16 protein-coding genes are annotated in these 18,984 nt (G+C 71.2%); 11 read left to right on the top strand and 5 right to left on the bottom strand.

Going from position 1 to position 18,984, the window contains the following annotated elements:
• The first annotated feature begins 34 nt into the window (after positions 1-34).
• The 4 genes from UN84_RS00775 to UN84_RS00790 all read left to right on the top strand — a co-directional run bounded on the left by UN84_RS00775 (position 35) and on the right by UN84_RS00790 (position 6,409).
• Positions 35-1,516 (top strand): PAS domain S-box protein, encoded by a 1,482-nt coding sequence (locus tag UN84_RS00775; protein ID WP_173834939.1) that lies wholly within the window; start codon positions 35-37, stop codon positions 1,514-1,516.
• Between the two features lie 101 nt (positions 1,517-1,617).
• Positions 1,618-2,925, top strand: coding sequence for an ATP-grasp domain-containing protein (locus UN84_RS00780; protein ID WP_046079582.1), 1,308 nt, complete (start codon positions 1,618-1,620; stop codon positions 2,923-2,925).
• Positions 2,926-2,942: 17 nt separating this feature from the next.
• Entirely contained in the window at positions 2,943-4,973 is a 2,031-nt protein-coding gene (locus UN84_RS00785) for a CocE/NonD family hydrolase (RefSeq protein WP_046079581.1), read from the top strand.
• 80 nt (positions 4,974-5,053) lie between these two features.
• Complete coding sequence (locus tag UN84_RS00790) at positions 5,054-6,409, top strand: MFS transporter (protein ID WP_046079580.1); 1,356 nt, start codon at positions 5,054-5,056, stop codon at positions 6,407-6,409.
• A 169-nt stretch (positions 6,410-6,578) separates the two neighbouring features.
• On the opposite strand, the gene UN84_RS00795 is transcribed toward UN84_RS00790, so the two are convergent.
• Positions 6,579-7,241, bottom strand: coding sequence for a flavin reductase family protein (locus UN84_RS00795; RefSeq protein ID WP_237022341.1), 663 nt, complete (start codon positions 7,239-7,241; stop codon positions 6,579-6,581).
• A 99-nt stretch (positions 7,242-7,340) separates the two neighbouring features.
• On the opposite strand from UN84_RS00795, the gene UN84_RS00800 reads away from it, so the two are divergent.
• The 7 genes from UN84_RS00800 to modC all read left to right on the top strand — a co-directional run bounded on the left by UN84_RS00800 (position 7,341) and on the right by modC (position 15,077).
• Positions 7,341-7,868, top strand: a complete 528-nt coding sequence (locus UN84_RS00800) for a retropepsin-like aspartic protease family protein (RefSeq protein ID WP_046079579.1) — start codon at positions 7,341-7,343, stop codon at positions 7,866-7,868.
• A gap of 48 nt (positions 7,869-7,916) precedes the next feature.
• Positions 7,917-9,602: a VRR-NUC domain-containing protein gene (locus UN84_RS00805; protein WP_046080435.1), complete on the top strand. Its 1,686-nt coding sequence runs from the start codon at positions 7,917-7,919 to the stop codon at positions 9,600-9,602.
• Positions 9,599-11,911 (top strand): ATP-dependent DNA helicase, encoded by a 2,313-nt coding sequence (locus tag UN84_RS00810; RefSeq protein ID WP_237022342.1) that lies wholly within the window; start codon positions 9,599-9,601, stop codon positions 11,909-11,911. The genes UN84_RS00805 and UN84_RS00810 overlap by 4 nt, the downstream gene beginning before the upstream one ends.
• 50 nt (positions 11,912-11,961) lie before the next feature.
• Positions 11,962-12,342 carry a winged helix-turn-helix domain-containing protein gene (locus tag UN84_RS00815; protein ID WP_046079578.1) on the top strand — a complete coding sequence of 127 codons (381 nt, stop codon included), beginning with the start codon at positions 11,962-11,964 and terminating at the stop codon, positions 12,340-12,342.
• A 70-nt stretch (positions 12,343-12,412) separates the two neighbouring features.
• Positions 12,413-13,222, top strand: a complete 810-nt coding sequence (gene modA / locus UN84_RS00820) for a molybdate ABC transporter substrate-binding protein (protein ID WP_046079577.1) — start codon at positions 12,413-12,415, stop codon at positions 13,220-13,222.
• Positions 13,223-13,225: 3 nt separating this feature from the next.
• Positions 13,226-13,921: a molybdate ABC transporter permease subunit gene (gene modB / locus UN84_RS00825; RefSeq protein ID WP_046079576.1), complete on the top strand. Its 696-nt coding sequence runs from the start codon at positions 13,226-13,228 to the stop codon at positions 13,919-13,921.
• A gap of 13 nt (positions 13,922-13,934) precedes the next feature.
• Positions 13,935-15,077: a molybdenum ABC transporter ATP-binding protein gene (gene modC / locus UN84_RS00830; RefSeq protein ID WP_046079575.1), complete on the top strand. Its 1,143-nt coding sequence runs from the start codon at positions 13,935-13,937 to the stop codon at positions 15,075-15,077.
• 150 nt (positions 15,078-15,227) lie between these two features.
• Here modC and UN84_RS00835 read toward each other — a convergent pair whose 3' ends face one another.
• From UN84_RS00835 to UN84_RS00850, 4 genes are all read right to left on the bottom strand, one after another.
• Complete coding sequence (locus tag UN84_RS00835; protein ID WP_046079574.1) at positions 15,228-16,421, bottom strand: amino acid deaminase; 1,194 nt, start codon at positions 16,419-16,421, stop codon at positions 15,228-15,230.
• Between the two features lie 11 nt (positions 16,422-16,432).
• Positions 16,433-18,259, bottom strand: a complete 1,827-nt coding sequence (locus UN84_RS00840) for a monovalent cation:proton antiporter-2 (CPA2) family protein (RefSeq protein ID WP_052719367.1) — start codon at positions 18,257-18,259, stop codon at positions 16,433-16,435.
• Positions 18,260-18,328: 69 nt separating this feature from the next.
• Positions 18,329-18,553, bottom strand: a complete 225-nt coding sequence (locus UN84_RS00845; protein ID WP_046079573.1) for a DUF3565 domain-containing protein — start codon at positions 18,551-18,553, stop codon at positions 18,329-18,331.
• A 1-nt stretch (position 18,554) separates the two neighbouring features.
• On the bottom strand, positions 18,555-18,959 hold the full coding sequence (locus UN84_RS00850) for an NUDIX hydrolase (RefSeq protein ID WP_046079572.1): 405 nt from the start codon (positions 18,957-18,959) through the stop codon (positions 18,555-18,557).
• Positions 18,960-18,984 lie beyond the last annotated feature (25 nt).

Consider the following 18,984-nt stretch of genomic DNA (forward strand, 5'->3'; position numbering starts at 1 on the left):
TAAAAAAGCATCAAAAAAAAGGCAGGGGGAACTCATGCAGTTGAACTACCGCAAGTGGTGGCAGCGTGGGAGCGAAGAGGCATCGGCAGGGGCACCGGTGCTGGATCGCGCGGCGCCCGAAGGGCTCGCCGAGTCGGTCATGGAATCCGCGGTGGACGGCATGGTGGTGATCGATGTCGCCGATCGGGTGGTCCGATTCAATGCCGCGGCGGAGCGGCTCTGGGGGCTGTCCCGCAAGGCGGTGCTCGGCCAGCCGGTGGACCGGCTGGTGCCGGAGCTGCTGCGCGACGAGCATCAGGACCATCTGCACGTCAGCCGCGCCAGCGGCCAGGACGTCCAGGTGGGGCGGCATCGCGAAGTGATGCTGGAGCGCCCCGACGGCAGCCGGCGGCGGGTGGGCATCGCGCTGTCCCGCGTCGCCCTGGGCGACGGCGAGGGCTATGCCGCCGTGGTGCGCGAACTCGGCGAGGAGCGCCCGTCGGATCAGGGCGCCCATCAGGCGCTTGAGCAGTGCCTGGACGCGGTGGTCAGCATCGACGACCAGAACCGGGTGACCTTCTTCAACGCCGCCGCCGAGCGGCTGTGGGGCTGTCGCCGCGAGCAGGTGCTGGGCGAGAACGTCAATCGCCTGGTGCCCGGGGCGATCCGCGGCCAGCACGACGGTTTCGTCGATCGTCACCGCCGCCACGGCGACGACCGCATCGTCGGCACCAGCCGCGACGTCCAGCTGGAGCGCTTCGACGGCGAGACGCGCTGGGTCAATCTGGCGCTGTCGCGCTTCGTGGTCGACGGACGCCAGTGCTACACCGCCTTCGTGCGCGATATCACCGAGGAGCGCGAGTTCCGCACCCTGATGGAAAGCACCCTGGAGCAGGCCGTCAATGCCGTGGTGACCATCGACGAGCAGAATCGGGTGACCTTCTTCAACGCCGCCGCCGAGCGGCTGTGGGGCTATGAGCGCCGCGAGGTGCTGGGCGAGAACGTCAAGATGCTGGTGCCCCACGCCATCCAGGGAAATCACGACGCCTACGTGCAGCGCAATCGCGATACCGGCGAGGACCGCATCGTCGGCAGGACCCGCGAGGTCGAGGTGGTGCGCAAGGACGGCGATTCGACCTGGGCCAGCCTGTCGCTGGCGCGCATCCGCATCGACGAGCGCCTGGTCTACACCGCCTTCCTGCGCGACGTGGCCGAGGACGTCACCCATCGCGCCAACATGGTCGAGCGCACCGAGGAGTTCGCCAAGGCCAACCAGCGGGTCACCCAGTTCGCCGAGGACATCGAGGCGATCGCCATGCGCACGCATCTGCTGTCGCTCAACGCCTCCATCGAGGCGGCGCGGGCCGGCGAGGCGGGACGCGGCTTCTCGGTGGTGGCCGAGGAGGTGCGCGCCCTGGCCGAGCAGGCCACGGGCTCGGCCAAGGACATCGGCGAGGTGGTCGGCCACACCCAGGCGCTGTTCCAGGAGCTGCAGGACGCCCTCAAGGCCATCGAGGCGAGCGCTCGGGGCGGCTGAGGCGTCGCCGGCTGGACTATGCTGCAGGAGTAATGTTCGCGTCGCCGTGACGGCGCCCGGGATCGGCCCGTGGCGCCGCCGACGGGCGGCAGGGAGCGATCATGAACACCGCAGTACGCAATGTCTTCGTGGTGGGGCTGGACGACTTCAACCGTCAGCGGCTCGAGAGCCTGAAGGGGGCGGAGGACTGCCGCTTCCACGGCGTCATCGCCCCCGAGGCGGTCTACGACACCGAGGTCTTCGACATCGCCGCCATGCTCGAGGAGTCCACCGCCCAGCTGGAGGCCTTCGACGGCACGGTGGATGCCATCGTCGGCTACATGGACTTCCCGGTCTCGACCATGCTGCCGATCCTCTGCGAGCGCTTCGGCACCCGCTCGCCGACGCTTTCGAGCCTGCTCAAGTGCGAGCACAAGTACTGGAGCCGGCGGGTGCAGCAGGAGGTCATTGCGGAGCACATCCCGGCCTTCACCGCCTTCGACCCCTTCGACGACGAGGCCCTGACGCACATCGGCGAGGCGGGGCTTCACTTCCCGTTCTTCGTCAAGCCGATCAAGTCCTCCGGCTCGCGGCTGGGCTTTCGCATCGATACCCCGGAAGACTTCCAGCATGCCATCGAGCGCCTCCGGGCCGAGATCGGCCTGATTGCCGACCCCTTCAACACCGTGCTCGAGCAGGCCCGGCTGCCGGACGAGATCGCCGCCGTGGAGGGCCACTTCTGCATGGCCGAGGCGATCATCGGCGGCTGGCAGTGCACCGTGGAGGGCTACGTCTTCGAGGGCGAGGTGGTCAGCTACGGCATCGTCGACTCGCTGCGCTATCCCCAGGTGCTGAGCTTCTTCCACTACCGCTATCCGTCCGGGCTGCCCGATCCCGTCCAGGCCACCATGCGCGAGCTCAGCGAGCGGGTGATGCGCCACATCGGCTTCGACAACTCGGCGTTCAACATCGAGTTCTTCTGGGACGAGGTGCAGGACCGCATCTGGCTGCTCGAGATCAACACCCGGCTGTCGCAGTCGCACTGCGACCTGTTCGAGAAGGTCGACGGTGCCAGTCACCAGCAGGTCGCCATCGACCTGGCGCTGGGCCGGCGGCCCGGCATGCCCCATCGCCGGGGCGAGTTCGCGGTGGCGGCCAAGTTCTTCTATCGGGTGTTCTTCGTCGATGCCGTGGCCGTCAGGGTGCCGAGCGACGAAGAGATCGCCGCCCTGGAGGCGGATTTTCCGGGCACGGTGATCCACCTGCAGGTGGCGCCCGGCCAGCGGCTGTCGACGCTGCCGGAGCAGGACAGCTACAGCTTCGCGCTGGCGCATGTCTGGATGGGCGCCGACGGCGCCGAGCAGCTGCTGGAGCACTACGAGCGCCTGGCGGCGCGGTTGGTGTTCGAGTTCGATGAGATCGTTGGCTGAAGAAGGAGGGCAGCAGGATGCGCATCGTCGAGGACTTTCCCCGCAGGGTCCAGGAGGAGGAAACCTGGATTCCCATGGCCGACGGCACGCGCCTGGCGGCCCGCATCTGGCGGCCGGTGGACGCCGAGGACCATCCGGTGCCGGCGATCCTCGAGTATCTGCCCTATCGCAAGCGCGACCTCACCGCCGCCCGCGATGTCCAGAGCCATCCCTACTGGGCCGGCCACGGCTATGCCGGGGTGAGGGTCGACATCCGCGGCACCGGCGAGTCCGACGGCGTGCTCACCGACGAGTACCTGCCCGAGGAGCTGGCCGACGGCGTGGCGATCATCGAGTGGCTGGTCGCCCAGCCCTGGTGCAGCGGCGAGGTCGGCATGATCGGCATCTCCTGGGGCGGCTTCAACGGCCTGCAGATCGCCGCCCTGCAGCCGCCGGCGCTCAAGGCGGTGATCACCCTGTGTTCCACCGACGACCGCTACGCCGACGACATCCACCACATGGGCGGCTGCCTGCTGGGCGACAACCTGTCCTGGGCCTCGACCATGTTCGACGGCAACGCCTGCCCGCCGGATCCGGCGCTGGTCGGCGATCGCTGGCGCGAGATGTGGCTCGAGCGCCTCGACGGCAGCGGCCTGTGGCTGGCCCAGTGGCTCGAGCACCAGCGCCGCGACGACTACTGGAAACACGGCTCGGTGTGCGAGGACTTCGCCGCCATCCGCTGCCCGGTGTATGCCATCAGCGGCTGGGCCGACGGCTACTGCAACGCCGTCTTCCGCCTGCTGGCGGGGCTCGAGGTGCCGCGCAAGGGGCTGGTCGGCCCCTGGTCGCACAAGTATCCGCACCTCGGCGTGCCGGGGCCGGCCATCGGCTTTTTGCAGGAATCGCTGCGCTGGTGGGACCAGTGGCTCAAGGGCCGTGACACCGGGATCATGGACGAGCCGATGATGCGGGTGTGGATGCAGGAGTCGGTGCCGCCCTCGGCGCGCTACGCCGAGCGACCGGGGCGCTGGGTGGCCGAGCCGAGCTGGCCGTCGCCGCGCATCGTGCCGACGTCGTTCCGTCTGAGCGTGGGCCACGACCTGCTGCCCGAGGCGCCGGATGCGGCGGAGGACGACGAGGTGATGACGCTGCGCTCGTCGCTGTCGGTGGGGCTCTACGCCGGCAAGTGGTGCTCCTACAACGCGCCGCCGGACCTGCCCCACGACCAGCGCGACGAGGATGGCGGCTGCCTGGTGTTCCAGACGCCGCGGCTGGAGGAGGCGATCGAGATCTGCGGCCAGCCCACGGTCGAACTGGAGCTCGAAGCCGACCGGCCGGTGGCCATGGTGGCGCTGCGGCTGATCGACGTCGCCGAGGACGACAAGGCCACTCGGGTGTCCTATGGCCTCTTGAACCTGACCCATCGCGACAGCGACGAACATCCCGAGCCGCTGGAGCTCGGCCGGCGCTACCGGGTGACGGTCTCGCTCAAGCATATCGCCCAGCAGTTCCCGGCCGGCCACGCGATCCGCCTGTCGCTGTCCACCAGCTACTGGCCGCTGGCCTGGCCGGCGCCGCGGCCGGTCACCCTGACGCTGTGCCCCGGGCGCAGCCGCCTGGTGCTGCCGGTGCGCGCGCCGCAGCCCGAGGAGGAGGCGGCGCTGCCGGCCTTCCTCGAACCGGAGGGCGCGCCGGCGATTGCCAAGACCCTGATCCAGCCCACCCAGGAGAGCTGGCGGGTGATCCGTGATCTGGCCAACGACCAGACCACCCTCGAGGTGATCAACGACGAGGGCCGCTACCGGCTCGACGCCATCGACCTGGAGATCGCCGGCCGGGTCACCGAGCGCTACCGCTATTCCTACGGCAGCTACGACAGCGTCAGCGGCTGGACCGAATGGGAACGCACCTTCCAGCGCGGCGACTGGGAGGTGCGCACCCTGACCCGCACGCTGATGACCAGCGACCCGGACAACTTCCGCCTGCGCGCCACCCTGGACGCCTGGGAAGGCGAGACACGCATCTTCGCCCGCACCTGGGACGAGACGATTCCACGGGATCTGGTGTAGCGGGGTAGGGGGACGTCGTCGATAGTCGGCGAGAGGCGCGGCTGCTATCTTGGCCCCTTTCTCGACAGGGATGCCCCGCCATGAGCGTGACCACCGCCGACGCGCCCGCGACGCCCCGGGCCTCGCGCAAGGAGATCCTGGGCTGGGCGATGTTCGACTTCGCCAACCAGGCCTACACCCTGCTGATCATCACCGTGGTGTTTGGCGAGCTGTTTACCACGGTGATCGTCGGCGACCGCGGCGACGGCTATCGCTGGGCCAACTTCCTGTGGAGCCTGGCGCTGGCGATCAGCTACCTGCTGGTGGTGATCACCGGGCCGCTGTGCGGCGCGGTGATGGACTACCGGGCGGAGAAGAAGCGCTTCCTGTTCGCCAGCTACGTGGTCACCATCGTCGCCACCGCGCTGCTCTATTTCGTCGCCCCGGGTTACGTGTGGCTGGGGCTCGTGCTGATCGTGGTCTCGAACTACGCCTACTCCATGGGCGAGTCCTTCATCGCCGCCTTCCTGCCGGGGCTCGGGCCGCCCGAGTCGCTGGGCCGCATCTCGGGCTTCGGCTGGGCGCTAGGCTACGTCGGCGGGCTGTTCGCCGCCGGCTTCACCCTGGTGGTGCTGGGCGAGGCCAGCGCCGAGAACTTCGAGCGCATCCGCTGGGTCGGGCCCTTCGCCGCCGGCTTCTTCCTGGTCACCGCCATCCCCACCTTCCTGTGGGTGAAGGAGCGCGGCACGCCGCAGAACGCGGGGCTCTCCTACCGCACGATCGCCTGGCGGCGGGTCTCGACCACCCTCCACGAGCTGCGCCGCTTCCGCGACCTGGCCATCTTCCTGGTGTCGCTGCTGTTCTCCATGGCCGGGGTCTACATCATCATCGCCTTCGCCTTCATCTACGGCGCCCAGGTGATCGGCTGGGACGAGTCCGTGCGCAATGTCATGTTCATCATCGTGCAGATCACCGCCGCCGCCGGGGCGATCGGCTTCGGCGCCATCCAGGACCGCATCGGCACCCGGGTCACCTACCTGATCACCCTGGTGCTGTGGGTGGCGGCGATCCTGGCGATCTGGGCCACGCCAACGCTCACCGCCTGGCTCAACGCCGCGCTGGGCCTCGACTGGCAGGCCCAGCACCTGTTCTTGCTGGTCGGCTGCCTGGCGGGGCTCAGCCTGGGCTCGAGTCAGTCCGCCAGCCGCGCCCTGGTGGGGCTGTTCTCGCCGAGCCGCAAGGCCGCCGAGTTCTTCGGCTTCTGGGGCCTGGCCAACAAGCTTGCCGGGGTGGTGGGCATCGTCGCCCTGGGGCTGCTGCAGTCGGTGGTCGGGCTGCAGGCCTCGATCCTGCTGTGTGCGGGACTGTTTATCGTCGCCATCCTGATCTGCCTGTTCGTCGATCAGCAGAGAGGCATGCGGGCGGCACGAGAGTGGGAAGCCCGCAACGGCCGCTAAGGCCGATTGACTGCTGCGCTCGATATCTTGGCCGCCGGCGGTGCGCGCCATCCTCATGTAGCAGGCTACATTCCGGTGGCTGTGCTCCGGCGGCAGCCAACCTATCGTCGCTCGCGACGTCAATCGACGCTTAGCTGATTTCCTCGGGAGCCTGCTTGATGCCAAAAATCTACTTGGGGCGTTCGAGGGCGAACAGGTCGGTGGTGCGGCTATAGTCCGAGCCGGCCATGCGGCCGACCGGGCGCAGCGTCTCGATATCGACGTGGCGGCCGTCCCAGACCTCGGGCGCGGCGTGCACCGCGACCACCTCGGCGAGCACCAGATTGCCGGCCAGCGGGCTGTCGCCGAAGCGGATCACCTCGCGCAGCCGGCAGCCGAAGGCGATCGGCGACTCGGCGATGCGCGGCACCCTGAGTTCGCCCATCGGCGCCTTGGTCAGGCCGGCGTGGTCGAACTCGTCCTCGCCGCGGGGCAGGCTGGCGCTGGTGGCATTGAGCGCCTCGGCCAGCGCCTCGCTGCCGACGTGGATCACGCATTCGCCGACTTCGTCGAGGTTGTGGAGGGTGTCCTTGGCCTTGCCCTCGCCGTTGAGCAGCGGCGAGAAGGCCAGCACCGGCGGGTTGACGCTGGCCACGTTGAAGAACGAGAAGGGTGCCAGGTTGGCGCGCCCCTCGGCGTCGACGGTGGCGACCCAGGCGATGGGGCGCGGGGCGATGGCGCCGGAGAACAGCCGGTAGATCGTGCCGGCCTCGAGGGCGTCGGTGCCGAGGGTGCCGGCAGCGCGAGCAGCGTCGGAGGCGGGGGCATCGTCGGAGAAAGAGGCGTCGCTCATGATCGCTCCTTGAGGGTGAACGAAAGGTCTCATCCCAGCATGGGCGCCGGCGGGCGTCCAGTGTCATGATGGGCGAGCCGGATGACGGGAGGGCGATGAATGAGCGAGCAGGGCGGTGGCGTGAAGCGTGCGGGGCTGGGCATGATGCTGGCCTTCTGGGCGCTGCTGATCGGGCTCGGCACCTGGTGGTTCCAGGGCTGGTTCGAGGCGCGGGAGAACCCCAATGCCCACCTCGCCGAGTCGCTGGACGGGGGCCCGCTGACGCTCGCGCGCAACGCCAACGGGCACTTCGTGGCCACCGGGCGCCTCAACGGCGAGCCGGTGACCATGCTGCTCGACACCGGCGCCACCCAGGTGGCCGTGCCCGCCGACCTGGCCGAGCGCCTCGACCTGCCGCGGCGCGCCGCGGCCAGTTTCTCCACCGCCAACGGCCGGGTGCGCGGCCACCTGACGACCCTCGAGGAGGTGCGTCTGGGCGGTCTCGTCGCCCGCGATGTGCCGGGCTCCGTCGTGCCCGGGCTCGAGGGCGGAACGGTGCTGCTGGGCATGAGTTTCCTCGGCCGCTTCGAGCTGCAGATGCGCGGCGACACCCTGACCCTGCGGGTGCCCGAGAAGGGCAAGGGCTGAGCGCCGACGGGGCTCACCCGCCGGCACGAGGCTGATACCATGGCCAGCATGAACAGCGTCACCTCCGCCGCCGCGCTCACGGCCTCCCTGGACGATCCCTTCTACTACCTGGCGAACTTCCAGTGCGTGCTGGACTGGGTGGCCGCGCGCCACGCGGACCTGCTCTCCGAGACCGAGCGTGCCTTCCTCGCCGACTTCCCGAGCCTGCCCCGGGCCTGCCGGGCGTTGCTGGTGCGCATGGTGATGCGCAAGGGCGAGCATTTCCGCGTCTCGCGCCTGGCCTACGACGAGATCGGCGATAGCGAGGCCGCCCTCGGCCCGCTGATCGAGGCCGGCTGGGTCGAGGCGGCCCCGCCGCTCACCCTCGACGAGCTGTTCCGCCAGCTGCGCTTGGCCGAGCTCAAGCAAGCCTTCGCCGACGAGATCGCCGCGGCCGGCCTGCCGAAAAGCGTGGCCAAGGGCGCGCTGCACGCCGCCCTGGCCGAGCGCGGCCACGCGCCGCGCCGGCTGGAGGACTGGTGGCCGGCGGCGCCGGATCGCGTGGTGCGCCTCACCCTGATGGAGCTCTGCGACCGGCTCAGGCTGATGTTCTTCGGCAACCTGCGCCAGGACTGGGCGGAGTTCGTGCTCGCCGAGCTCGGCCTGCAGCGCTTCGAGAGCGTGCCCTTCGGCGCGGACTCCCGCGCCTTCCAGCACCGCGACGAGGTCGACGCCTACCTGGCCCTGCACCGGCTGCGTGAGCGCCTCGACGACGGCGAGTGCCCGGCGGCGCTGGCCGCCGAGGTGCCGCCGGCGCCCGACAACGCCTGGCTGGCCGCCCGCCGCGCGCGGCTGCTGCTGAAGCTGGGCCGCGAGGCCGAGCGTCGGGGCGAGGCCGAGGCGGCCCTCGAGGCTTACGCCGCCGCCGGCCTCGGCGAGGCGCGGGTGCGCCGGCTGCGGCTGCTCGAGCGGCGCGGCGAGTTCGCGCTGGCCCATCGGCTGATCGAGGCGGCCGAACCGGTGGGCGAGGCCGAACGCCAGGCGCTGGCCCGGCTGCGCCCGCGGCTGTGTCGCAGGCTGGGCCTGCCGGCGCCGCCCCACGAGATCGAGCCCGCGCCCGAGCGGCTCGACCTGGTGCTTTCACCGTCTCCCGGCGGCGTCGAGCGCGCGGTGGCCGAGCATCTGGCCACGCCCGAGGCGCCGGTGCACTTTGTGGAGAACGCCCTGATCACCGGGCTGTTCGGCCTGCTGTGCTGGGAGGCGATCTTCGCGCCGCTGCCCGGCGCCTTCTTCCATCCCTTCCACACCGGGCCCGCCGATCTCAATCGCGAGGACTTCGTGGCCCGGCGCCGCGAGCGGTTCGACGCCTGCCTGGCCCAGCTCGACGACGGTCGCCATCGCGAGACCATCCGGGCGCGCTTTCGCGACAAGTGGGGCCTGGCCTCGCCCTTCGTGCACTGGGGCGCGCTCGACGAGGCGCTGCTGGAGCGCGCCCTGGCCGCCATCCCGCCCGCACACCTGCGGGGCCTGTTCGAACGGCTGCTCGACGATCCGCGCGCCAATCGCGCCGGACTGCCCGACCTGATCCAGTTCTTCCCCGAGGGTGAGAAAGGCGAGGGCGGCGCCGGTTATCGGCTGATCGAGGTCAAGGGCCCCGGCGATCGGCTGCAGGACAACCAGCGCCGCTGGCTGGCCTTCTTCCATGCCCATGACATCCCGGTGGCGGTCTGCCACGTGTGCTGGGAAACGCCATGAGCGGTGCGGAGAGTGAGGCCCTGGGCGAATCCGAGAGAGGAGCCGTGAGCGAGGCCGGCCGCCGCGTCGCCGTACGGGCGCTGTGCGAGTTCACCGCCCGGGAGGGCGATCTGGACCACCGCTTCACCCCGGCCCCCAGCGCCCGGGAGGGCATCGAGGGCCATGCCCGGGTGCAAAGCCGGCGCGGCGAGGGGTATGAGGCCGAGGTGGCGCTGTCCGCCGACGTCGCCGGCCTGACCGTGAGCGGCCGTGCCGACGGCGTCGACCCCGCGGCCAACCGCCTGGAGGAGGTCAAGACCCATCGCGGCAGCCTCGAGCGCATGGCCGCCAACCAGCGCGCCCTGCACTGGGCCCAGGCCGAGGCCTACGGGGCGCTGCTGTGCGCCGAGCGCGGACTCGAGTCCATTACCCTGGCGCTGGTCTACCTGGATATCGCCACCGGCCGCGAGACCGTGCTGACCCGGGAGGCGAGCGCCGAGGAGTTGTGGGCGCGGCTTGAAGCCCACGCCCGGGCCTACGTGGCCTGGGCCGATCAGGAGGCCGAGCATCGTGCGGCGCGGGACGTGGCCCTCGCCGCGCTGGCCTTCCCCCACGGCGACTTCCGCCCCGGCCAGCGGACCCTGGCCGAGGACGCCTACCGCGCCGCCGCCACCGGCCGCTGCCTGCTGGCCGAGGCGCCCACCGGCATCGGCAAGACGCTGGGCACCCTCTATCCGCTGCTCGCCGCCATGCCCCGCCAGGGCCTCGACCGGCTGGCGTTTCTGACCATGAAAACCCCGGGGCGGCGGCTGGCGCTGGACGCCCTGACGGACCTGGGCGCCGACCGCGACAGCGAGCGATTGCCGCTGCGGGTGCTCGAGCTGGTGGCCCGCGACAAGGCCTGCGAGCATCCCGATTTCGCCTGCCACGGCGAATCCTGCCCGCTCGCCCAGGGCTTCTACGACCGGCTGCCGGCGGCGCGCCGCGACGCCGTGGCCCGCGGCTTCTGGGATCGCGCGTCGCTGCGCGCGCTGGCCCTCGAGCACGGCGTCTGCCCCTACTACCTGGGCCAGGAGCTGGCCCGCTGGGCCGACGTGCTGGTCGGCGACGTCAATCACTACTTCGACGACGGCGCCCTGATCCACGGCCTGGCCCAGGCCGAGGGCGCGCGCCTCGGCGTGCTGGTGGACGAGGCCCACAACCTGGTCGACCGGGCCCGGGGCATGTACAGCGCGGCGCTCGACCAGCGACGGCTCAACCGGTTGCGCAAGGGTGCGCCGCCGGCGCTGTCTCGGCCGCTCTCGCGGCTCTCGCGGCGCTGGCAGGACCTGCTGCGCGAGGCCGAGGATCACGAGTGGCAGGCGCTGGACGAGGTGCCGGGCGGGCTGCTCGGCGCCCTGCAGCAGGCGGTGGCGGCGATCACCGACTACCTGGGCGAGCACCCCGCCGGCGGTGATCCGGCGCTGCAGGAGTTCCTGTTCGAGGCCCTGGCCTTCGCCCGCCGCGCCGAGACCTTCGGCGAGCACTCGCTGTGCGAGCTCGAGCGCCACGGCCGCGGCCGGGCTAGACTCGCGATCCGCAACCTGGTGCCGGCGGATTTCCTGGCGCCGCGCTTCCGCGCCGCCCGCTGCGCGGTGCTGTTCTCGGCGACCCTGAGCCCGCCGGGCTATCATCGCGACCTGCTGGGCCTGCCCGACGATACCGTCATCCGCAGCGTGCCGGCGCCCTTCGTCGCCGAGCAGCTCGAGGTGCGGCTGCGCCGTGACGTCTCGACCCGGCTGCGCGACCGCGAGGCGTCGCTTTCGCCCATCGTCGCCGAGCTGGCCGGCCAGTACCGGCGGCGGCCCGGCCACTACCTGGCCTTCTTCAGCAGCTTCGCCTACCTGGAGGCGGCGCTGGCGCGCTTCCGCGAGGCCTGCCCCGGGATTCCGGTGCGTGCCCAGCGGCGCGGCATGGACGAGGCCGAGCGCGAGGCCTTCCTGGCCGGCTTCGCGCCCGGCGAGACCGGCATCGCCTTCGCGGTGCTCGGCGGCGCCTTCGCCGAAGGCATCGACCTGCCCGGCGAGCGGCTGGTCGGCGCCTTCGTGGCGAGCCTCGGCCTGCCGCCCTTCGACGCCTACCATGCGGCGCTGGAGGCGCGGCTGGAGGAACGCTTCGGCCGCGGCTTCGACTACGCCTATCGGGTGCCCGGGATGATCAAGGTGGTGCAGGCCGCCGGCCGGGTGATCCGCGGCCCCGATGACCGCGGCGTGGTGGTGCTGATGGACGACCGCTTCGCTCGGGCCGAGAATCTCGCCCTGCTGCCCGACTGGTGGCAGCTGGCGCCCTGATCCGCGCCGCACGTTTTCGCCATTCCGCTCTTGCCGACGAGGACACGCCGATGACCCGAACCCGCCATGAATGCCCCACCTTCCAGCTGCGACTGGTCGCCGATCGCGACGTGGTGCTGGGGCCCGGCAAGATCGACCTGCTGGCGGCGATCGCCCGGGAGGGCTCGATCACCGCGGCCAGCCGCGCGCTGAACATGAGCTACAAGAAGGCCTGGCAGCTGATCGAGACCATGAACCGCCACTTCCCGAGCGAGGTGATCGCCACCAGCACCGGCGGCAGCACCCGCGGCGGGGCCGAGCTCACGCCGCTGGGCGAGGAGCTGCTGACGCGCTATCGGGCGATCGAGCGCCGCCTCGATCCCGAGGCCTGCGACGATGCCCGGGCACTGCTCGCGCTGATGACCGTGGAGGCGCCGGAGGCGTCGAGCTGATCGCGCTTGCCTGGACGTTCATGGAGCGCTAATGTTCCGTTGTTTCCAAAAAGACATAACGGGAGTTTCCATGCCGCGGTTCACCGCTCGTCATCCGCTGCGCGTCCTCGGCGTGGGCCTCGCCCTGGCGCTGGGCGTCGCCGCCGTGCCGGCCCAGGCCGAGCCCGATGCCGAACCCAAGGTGCGAATCTTCGCCGCCGCCTCGCTCACCGACGCCCTGAATACCGCCATCGAGCGTTTTGAAGCGGGCCACGACGTCGACGTGGTGCCGGTCTATGCCTCCTCGTCCACCGCGGCGCGCCAGGTCGCCCGGGGCGCACCGGCCGATCTCTACTTCTCCGCCAACGAGCAGTGGATGGACTGGCTGGGCGAGCAGGGCATCGAACTCGCCGAGCGGGCCGACCTGCTGCAGAACCGCCTGTCGCTGATCGCCGCCGACGACGAGACGGCGTCCTTCACTCCCGGCGACGGCACGCCGCTGAGCGAGCTGCTGGCCGACGGCGAACGCCTGTCGGTGGGCGACCCCGACCACGTGCCGGCCGGCATCTATACCCGCCAGGCGCTCGAGTCCCTCGGCGAGTGGGAGGCGCTGGCCCCGCGTCTGGCCCGGGCCGACAACGTGCGCGCCGCCCTGGCGCTGGTCGAGCGCGGCGAGGCGCCGCTGGGCATCGTCTATCGCACCGACGCCCTGGCCAGCGACCGGGTGCACGAGCTGGGCCTGTTCCCGCTCGACAGCCACCCGGCGATCCGCTATCCGGTGGCGCTGATCGACCCGCCGGCCGATGGCGCCGCCGAAGCCTTCCGTGCCTGGCTGGGGAGCGACGAGGCGATGGACGTCTTCGCCCGCTTCGGCTTCGAAGCCGCCGGCGCCGAGCGCTAGTCGATGCTGTCGCCGGTGGAGGTCGAGGCCATCCTGATCAGCCTGCGCGTGGCGGGCACCGCGGTGGTCTGGATCCTGGTGCCGGGCATCGCCCTGGCATGGCTGATGGCGCGCCGCGAGTTCCGCGGCAAGGCGCTGCTCGACGGCGTGCTGCACCTGCCGCTGGTGCTGCCGCCGGTGGTGGTCGGCTATCTGCTGCTGCTGTCGCTGGGCCGTCAGGGCTGGCTGGGCCGGTGGCTGAACGAATGGTTCGCCGTGAGCCTGCCCTTCACCTGGCAGGGCGCGGCGGTGGCCGGCGGGGTGATGGCCTTCCCGCTGCTGGTGCGCGCCGTGCGCCTGTCGCTGGAGGCGGTGGACGTCGATCTGGAGGCCGCGGCCAGCACCCTGGGCGCCGGCCGCCTGCGGGTGCTGTTCACCATCACCCTGCCGCTGGCGCTGCCGGGGCTGTTGACCGGCACCGTGCTGGCCTTCGCCCGGGCGCTGTCGGAGTTCGGCGCCACCATCACCTTCGCCGCCAACATCCCCGGCGAGACCCGTACCCTGCCGCTGGCGCTCTACACGCTGATCCAGACGCCCGGCGCCGAGGCCGCCGCGGCCCGCCTGTGCGCGATCTCGGTGATCATCGCCATGGTCTCGCTGGTGGCCTCGGAGTGGCTGGCCCGGCGGGCCCGGCGCCGGCTTCGTCAGCGCGATGGGTAATGGAGAGGATGCCATGTCATATGTGACCGCCGCCCATGACGGCGCCGCCGGCGCGCGCTCGGCGCTGACCCTGAATGTCGAGCAGCGCCTCGGCGACTTCTCGCTGTCGGCATCGCTGGCGCTGCCTGCGAGCGGCGTGACCGCGCTGTTCGGCCCCTCGGGCAGCGGCAAGACCAGCCTGCTCAGGATGATCGCCGGGCTCGATGCACCTCACCGCGGGGCGATCCGCCTCGGCGACGAGACGCTGGTGGATACCGCGCGCGGCATCCGGGTGCCGCCGCACCGGCGCCATCTGGGCGTGGTGTTCCAGGAGCCGCGGCTGTTTCCCCACTACCGGGTGCGAGGCAATCTCGTCTACGGCATGCGCGGCGCCGGATGCGAGCGTTTCGATGCCGTCGTCGAGCTGCTCGGCATCGGCGCGCTGCTGGAGCGCTTCCCGGCGACCCTGTCCGGCGGCGAGGCGCGCCGGGTGGCGATCGGCCGGGCGCTGCTCAGCGAACCGCGGCTGCTGCTGATGGACGAGCCGCTGACCGGCCTCGACGGCGCCCGCAAGCAGGAGCTCTTGGACTACATCGCGCGGCTGGCCGGCGACATCGACATTCCCATCGTCTACGTCAGCCACGATCCCGACGAGCTGACCGCCATCGCCGACCACCTGGTGCTGCTCGAGCAGGGGCGGGTGGTCGCCGACGGCCCGCTGGACGCGCTGCTGCAGCGCTTCGAACTCACCGAGCGGCTGGGCGGTTTCGATGCCGCGACCCTGGTCACGGCGACGGTAGAGGAGCACGACCCGCACTATGCGCTGAGCCGGCTGCGCCTGGCCGACGGTCAGCGGCTGACGCTGCCCGCGGTGGACGCCGCGCCCGGTACGCGGCTGCGGCTGCGCATCCCGGTGCGGGAGGTGGCGCTGGCCTTGGACGAGCCCGGCGCCATCAGCTATCGCAACCGGCTGCGCGCGACGGTCGAGGAGATCGGCCCGTCACGGCCGGGGCAGACCGCCGTGGAGCTGCGCCTGCGGCTCGGTGAGAAGGGGACCGACGAGCAGAGGCTGCGTGCGCGGCTGACCCGCAAGTCCCTCGACGAGATGGGGCTGAAGCCGGGCATGGCCGTGGTGGCCCTGGTGCGCAGCGTGGCCTTTGACACCCGGCGGCCCTAGGCTTTTACGAAAAGTGCCTGCGCTCGCCCATACGGCGTTAAAAATCGGCTCAAAGTACTCATTTACAGCTTGTAAACTCCGCCTTTTCACCGAGTTTTGCCTTGTCTGGCCTTCGCTCGTCGACTTTTCGCACAAAGCCTGGATAAGGCTCTAGAAGTACGTCTCCCAGGTATCGATGACGGACAGACCGTCGTCGACGAGGTGGATCAGTCGCCACTTGTCGAAGGTCAGGCAGGGATGGGAGGCGCCGAAGGCGATCACGTCGCCCACCTTCACATCTTTGGCATCTTCCGGCAGGGCGACGAAGGTGTGCTGATCCATCTGCTTGGTGACTTCCCATCCCGCCACCGACAGCGGCGCCTCGACGCGGCCGCCTTCCCGATAGCGCACGAGGGGCTCGGGGAGGCGGTCGCCGCCGATATCGCGCTTGCCGAGCGCCACGATGGCGAGCCCCGGCTCCGGCAACGACTGCACCTGGGCGTAGACCGTGAGCGCCGGGCGCAGGCCCTCGTGCAGGTCCGGGCGGCGCGCCAGCACGCCGCGCTGGGCCTCGCGATAGAGGCCATGGTCGTGCACCACGTAGCAGCCCGGGCGCAGCACCGGAGTGAAGCGGCCCTCGAGGCCGCCGTCACGGAAGGTCTCGGCGATCAGGTCGTACCAGGCCGAGCCCGAGGCGGTGACGATCGGCGATGCGACGCCGAACAGTCCCTCGTCCGCCAGCCGGTGAAGGTTCTCCACCAGCCGCTTGCCGTAGGCGCGAATCCTCGCGGCCGGATCGTCGCCGTGGACCACGCCCTCGTAGCCCTCCAGACCGGCCAGCGTCAGCCCCGGCCGCGCGGCGATGTCCCGAGCCAGCTCCGCGACCTGCTCGTCGTCTCGGCAGCCGCAGCGTCCGCTCGCCACGCCCACCTCGATCAGCACCGGCAGCGTCAGGCCGGCGTTGGCGAAGACCTCGCCCAGCTCGGCCACGTTGTCGTGGCCGTCCACGGTCACGTAGAGCTCGGCGCCGGCGCGCATCAGCGCGACGGCGATCGCCATGTTGGCGCGGCCGACCAGCTGGTTGGCCAGCAGCAGGCGCGTGGCGCCCTCGGCGAAGGCGGCGCGGCACTGGGGCAGGGTGGCCAGCGTGATGCCCCAGGCGCCGGCCTCGAGCTGGCGGCGAAACAGTGCCGGGGTCATGGTGGTCTTGCCGTGGGGCGCCAGCCGCGCGCCGTGGCGCTCGGCGAAGGCCTGCATCCAGGCCAGGTTGTGGGCCAGCGGCGCCTGCTGGATCACCGCGGCGGGCAGGCTGACGTCGGCCAGCAGGTCGCGGCCGGTCTCCGGGGTGCCCTTGTGATGGGTCATGAGGTCTCCTGTCACGTTGTGCCGCGCCGCTCCGGCGGACGCTCGGGCGCGGTGGTGGCGATGTCTTCGTCGGCCTCGAACAGCTCCTCGAGCTCGCGGGCGGCCTGCTGGATGGTCTGGATCTGCTCGCGCTTGTTGCCGAACACTTCCAGCTGGCGTTTCAGGGCGCGCTCGTCGTGAGGGCGGAAGGTCTCCACGGTGTGACTGGCCTGCTCGCGGGAGATGCCGACGCCGACCAGCACCTCGCGGGTCAGCTCCAGGCTCGCCGGCAGCAGCTCGCGGATGATGTAGGTGACCTCGGCGCGCATCAGCAGCTGGGCGTGGTAGCGATCCCGGGCCCGGGCGTAGACGCGCAGGTGCGGGAAGCGCCGCTTGACCCGCTGGACGATGCGCATCGAGGTCTCGATGTCGCCGATCGCCACCACCATCACCCGGGCCTTGTCGGCGCCGGCGGCCTCCAGCAGGTCGAGGCGCGAGGCGTCGCCGAAGTAGATCTCGGTGCCGTAGCGGCGCACCACGTCGACGCGCTCGGCGTTGCTGTCGAGCACCGTATAGGGGATCTTCAGCCCCTGCAGGATGCGGCCCATGATCTGCCCGAAGCGCCCGAAGCCGGCGATGATGATCTGCGGCCCGGTCGGTGGTGGCCGGTCGTAGTCGCGGCGCGGCTTGTCGGTCTTCAGCAGCGGCCGGATCAGCCGCGCATGGACCAGGAACAGCACCGGCGTGGCGGCCATGGACAGCGACACCACCAGCACCAGCAGGCCGACCAGCGAGGCGTCGAGCAGGCCGGCGGCGCCCGCCGCGGTGAGCAGCACGAAGCCGAACTCGCCGCCCTGGGAGAGCAGCGCGCCGAGGTTCAGCGACGTCTTCCAGTCGCTGCGGTAGAGCCGGGCGGAGAGCGTCATGGCGAGCCACTTGGCGGCCAGCAGGCCGGCGGCGAGGCCCAGCGCCAGGCCGGGTTCCTCGGCCAGCAGGCCGACCTGGGCGGTCATGCCCACCGCCATGAAGAACAGCCCCAGCAGCAGGCCGCGGAAGGGCTCGATGTCGGCCTCGATGCTGTGGCGGTACTCCGAGTCGGCCAGCAGCACCCCGGCGATGAAGGCGCCGAGCGCCATGGAAAGCCCGGCCAGCTCCATCAGCAGGGCGGCGCCGATCACCACCAGCAGCGCCGTGCCGGCGAAGACCTCGCGGCTGCGGGTGCCGGCGGCGAAGCGAAACAGCGGGCGCAGCAGGTAGCGGCCGCCGACGATCAGGCCGGCGAAGGCGCCGACGGCGATCAGCGCTTCGGCCAGCAGGTGGGTCCAGTCGCCGCCCAGGGAGGCGCCGCCGGCCAGCAGTGGAATGGCCGCCAGTACCGGAATGGCGGCGATGTCCTGGAACAGCAGCAGGGCGAAGGCGTAGCGGCCGTGGCGGCTGCCCAGCTCGCCGCGCTCGCCGAGCAGCTGCAGCACCAGCGGCGTGGAGCACAGCCCCAGGCTGAAGCCGACCACCAGCGCCGCGGCGGGCGAGAGGCCCGCCAGCAGGGCCAGGCCGGTGAGCAGCGCCGTGCTGACGGCCACCTGCAGGCTGCCGAAGTGGAACACTGCCTTGCGCATCAGCCTGAGGCGGGCCGGCTTGAGTTCCAGGCCGATCACGAACAGCAGGAACACGATGCCGACCTGGGAGAACTGCAGCACGGCGTCGGCGTCCGGCACCAGGCCCAATGCCGAGGGGCCGATCACCACGCCGGCGACCAGATAGCCGAGCACCTCGCCGAGCCCCAGCCGCTTGATCAGCGGCACGATCAGCACCGCGGCGGCGAGGAAGATCAGGGCGTTGTAGAGCAGGGCGATGGCCACGTCGGGCTCCTTCGATGGCGGAATGGTGGGAGCGGCGGTCTCTCTATCCTATCGCATGCGCCCCGTTGGCTAGGGTGGGGCGTGGCGGGGTGGCGCGTCACGCGGCTCGCCGCGGTCGCACTTCACGCAGGGCAGCGCCAGGCCAAGCCGCGAGCGGCGCCCGGCCTCGGTGGTCACCCAGGGGCGCTCGACCCAGGGCGGCTGGTGGCGGACGTGCTGATGGTGGCCGCAGGCCAGCTCGGCGACCCAGTGTCCCTCGGCGTCGCGGTGATAGCCGACGATCGGCTGCTCCATCTCAGGCCTCGGCCAGGCCGGCGCGGGGCAGCACCTCGTCGCGGGTCAGCGGCGCCAGCGGCAGCGCCAGGGCCTCGGCCGGCGTCACCCAGCGCAGCTCGGCGATCTCGGCGGCGGCCTGCAGCGGACCCGCGAGCTCGGCGCGGAACAGGTGGGCGCGCAGCCCGTGGCCGGGCTCGTTGGCGGCGGGGGCGCTGAACTCGCCCAGCGGCTCGAGGCGCGTCGGCGGCTGGCCGAGTTCCTCCTCGAGTTCCCGGGCCAGGGCCTCGGCGGGGGACTCGTCGGGCTCGATCTTGCCACCGGCCTGCATGAAGGCCTCGGTGCCGCGCTTGCGCACCAGCAGCAGGCGGCCTTCGGCGTCCTCGATCAGGGCGGCGGCGATATGCAGGATGGGGGTGTCATTCATCGGGGCAGGCTCCTGGAAACGACGC

Source organism: Halomonas sp. HG01 (assembly GCF_000968715.2).
Taxonomy (GTDB): Bacteria; Pseudomonadota; Gammaproteobacteria; order Pseudomonadales; family Halomonadaceae; genus Halomonas; species Halomonas halophila.

Bases quoted from the DNA above. Each gene is read 5' to 3' on its own strand.
- UN84_RS00800 (WP_046079579.1), top strand. From the start codon at position 7,341: ATGAGCGAGCAGGGCGGTGGCGTGAAGCGTGCGGGGCTGGGCATGATG.
- modA (WP_046079577.1), top strand. From the start codon at position 12,413: ATGCCGCGGTTCACCGCTCGTCATCCGCTGCGCGTCCTCGGCGTGGGC.
- UN84_RS00805 (WP_046080435.1), top strand. From the start codon at position 7,917: ATGAACAGCGTCACCTCCGCCGCCGCGCTCACGGCCTCCCTGGACGAT.
- UN84_RS00815 (WP_046079578.1), top strand. From the start codon at position 11,962: ATGACCCGAACCCGCCATGAATGCCCCACCTTCCAGCTGCGACTGGTC.
- UN84_RS00835 (WP_046079574.1), bottom strand. From the start codon at position 16,421: ATGACCCATCACAAGGGCACCCCGGAGACCGGCCGCGACCTGCTGGCC.
- UN84_RS00775 (WP_173834939.1), top strand. From the start codon at position 35: ATGCAGTTGAACTACCGCAAGTGGTGGCAGCGTGGGAGCGAAGAGGCA.
- UN84_RS00810 (WP_237022342.1), top strand. From the start codon at position 9,599: ATGAGCGGTGCGGAGAGTGAGGCCCTGGGCGAATCCGAGAGAGGAGCC.
- UN84_RS00795 (WP_237022341.1), bottom strand. From the start codon at position 7,241: ATGAGCGACGCCTCTTTCTCCGACGATGCCCCCGCCTCCGACGCTGCT.
- UN84_RS00780 (WP_046079582.1), top strand. From the start codon at position 1,618: ATGAACACCGCAGTACGCAATGTCTTCGTGGTGGGGCTGGACGACTTC.
- modB (WP_046079576.1), top strand. From the start codon at position 13,226: ATGCTGTCGCCGGTGGAGGTCGAGGCCATCCTGATCAGCCTGCGCGTG.
- modC (WP_046079575.1), top strand. From the start codon at position 13,935: ATGTCATATGTGACCGCCGCCCATGACGGCGCCGCCGGCGCGCGCTCG.
- UN84_RS00850 (WP_046079572.1), bottom strand. From the start codon at position 18,959: ATGAATGACACCCCCATCCTGCATATCGCCGCCGCCCTGATCGAGGAC.
- UN84_RS00785 (WP_046079581.1), top strand. From the start codon at position 2,943: ATGCGCATCGTCGAGGACTTTCCCCGCAGGGTCCAGGAGGAGGAAACC.
- UN84_RS00790 (WP_046079580.1), top strand. From the start codon at position 5,054: ATGAGCGTGACCACCGCCGACGCGCCCGCGACGCCCCGGGCCTCGCGC.
- UN84_RS00845 (WP_046079573.1), bottom strand. From the start codon at position 18,553: ATGGAGCAGCCGATCGTCGGCTATCACCGCGACGCCGAGGGACACTGG.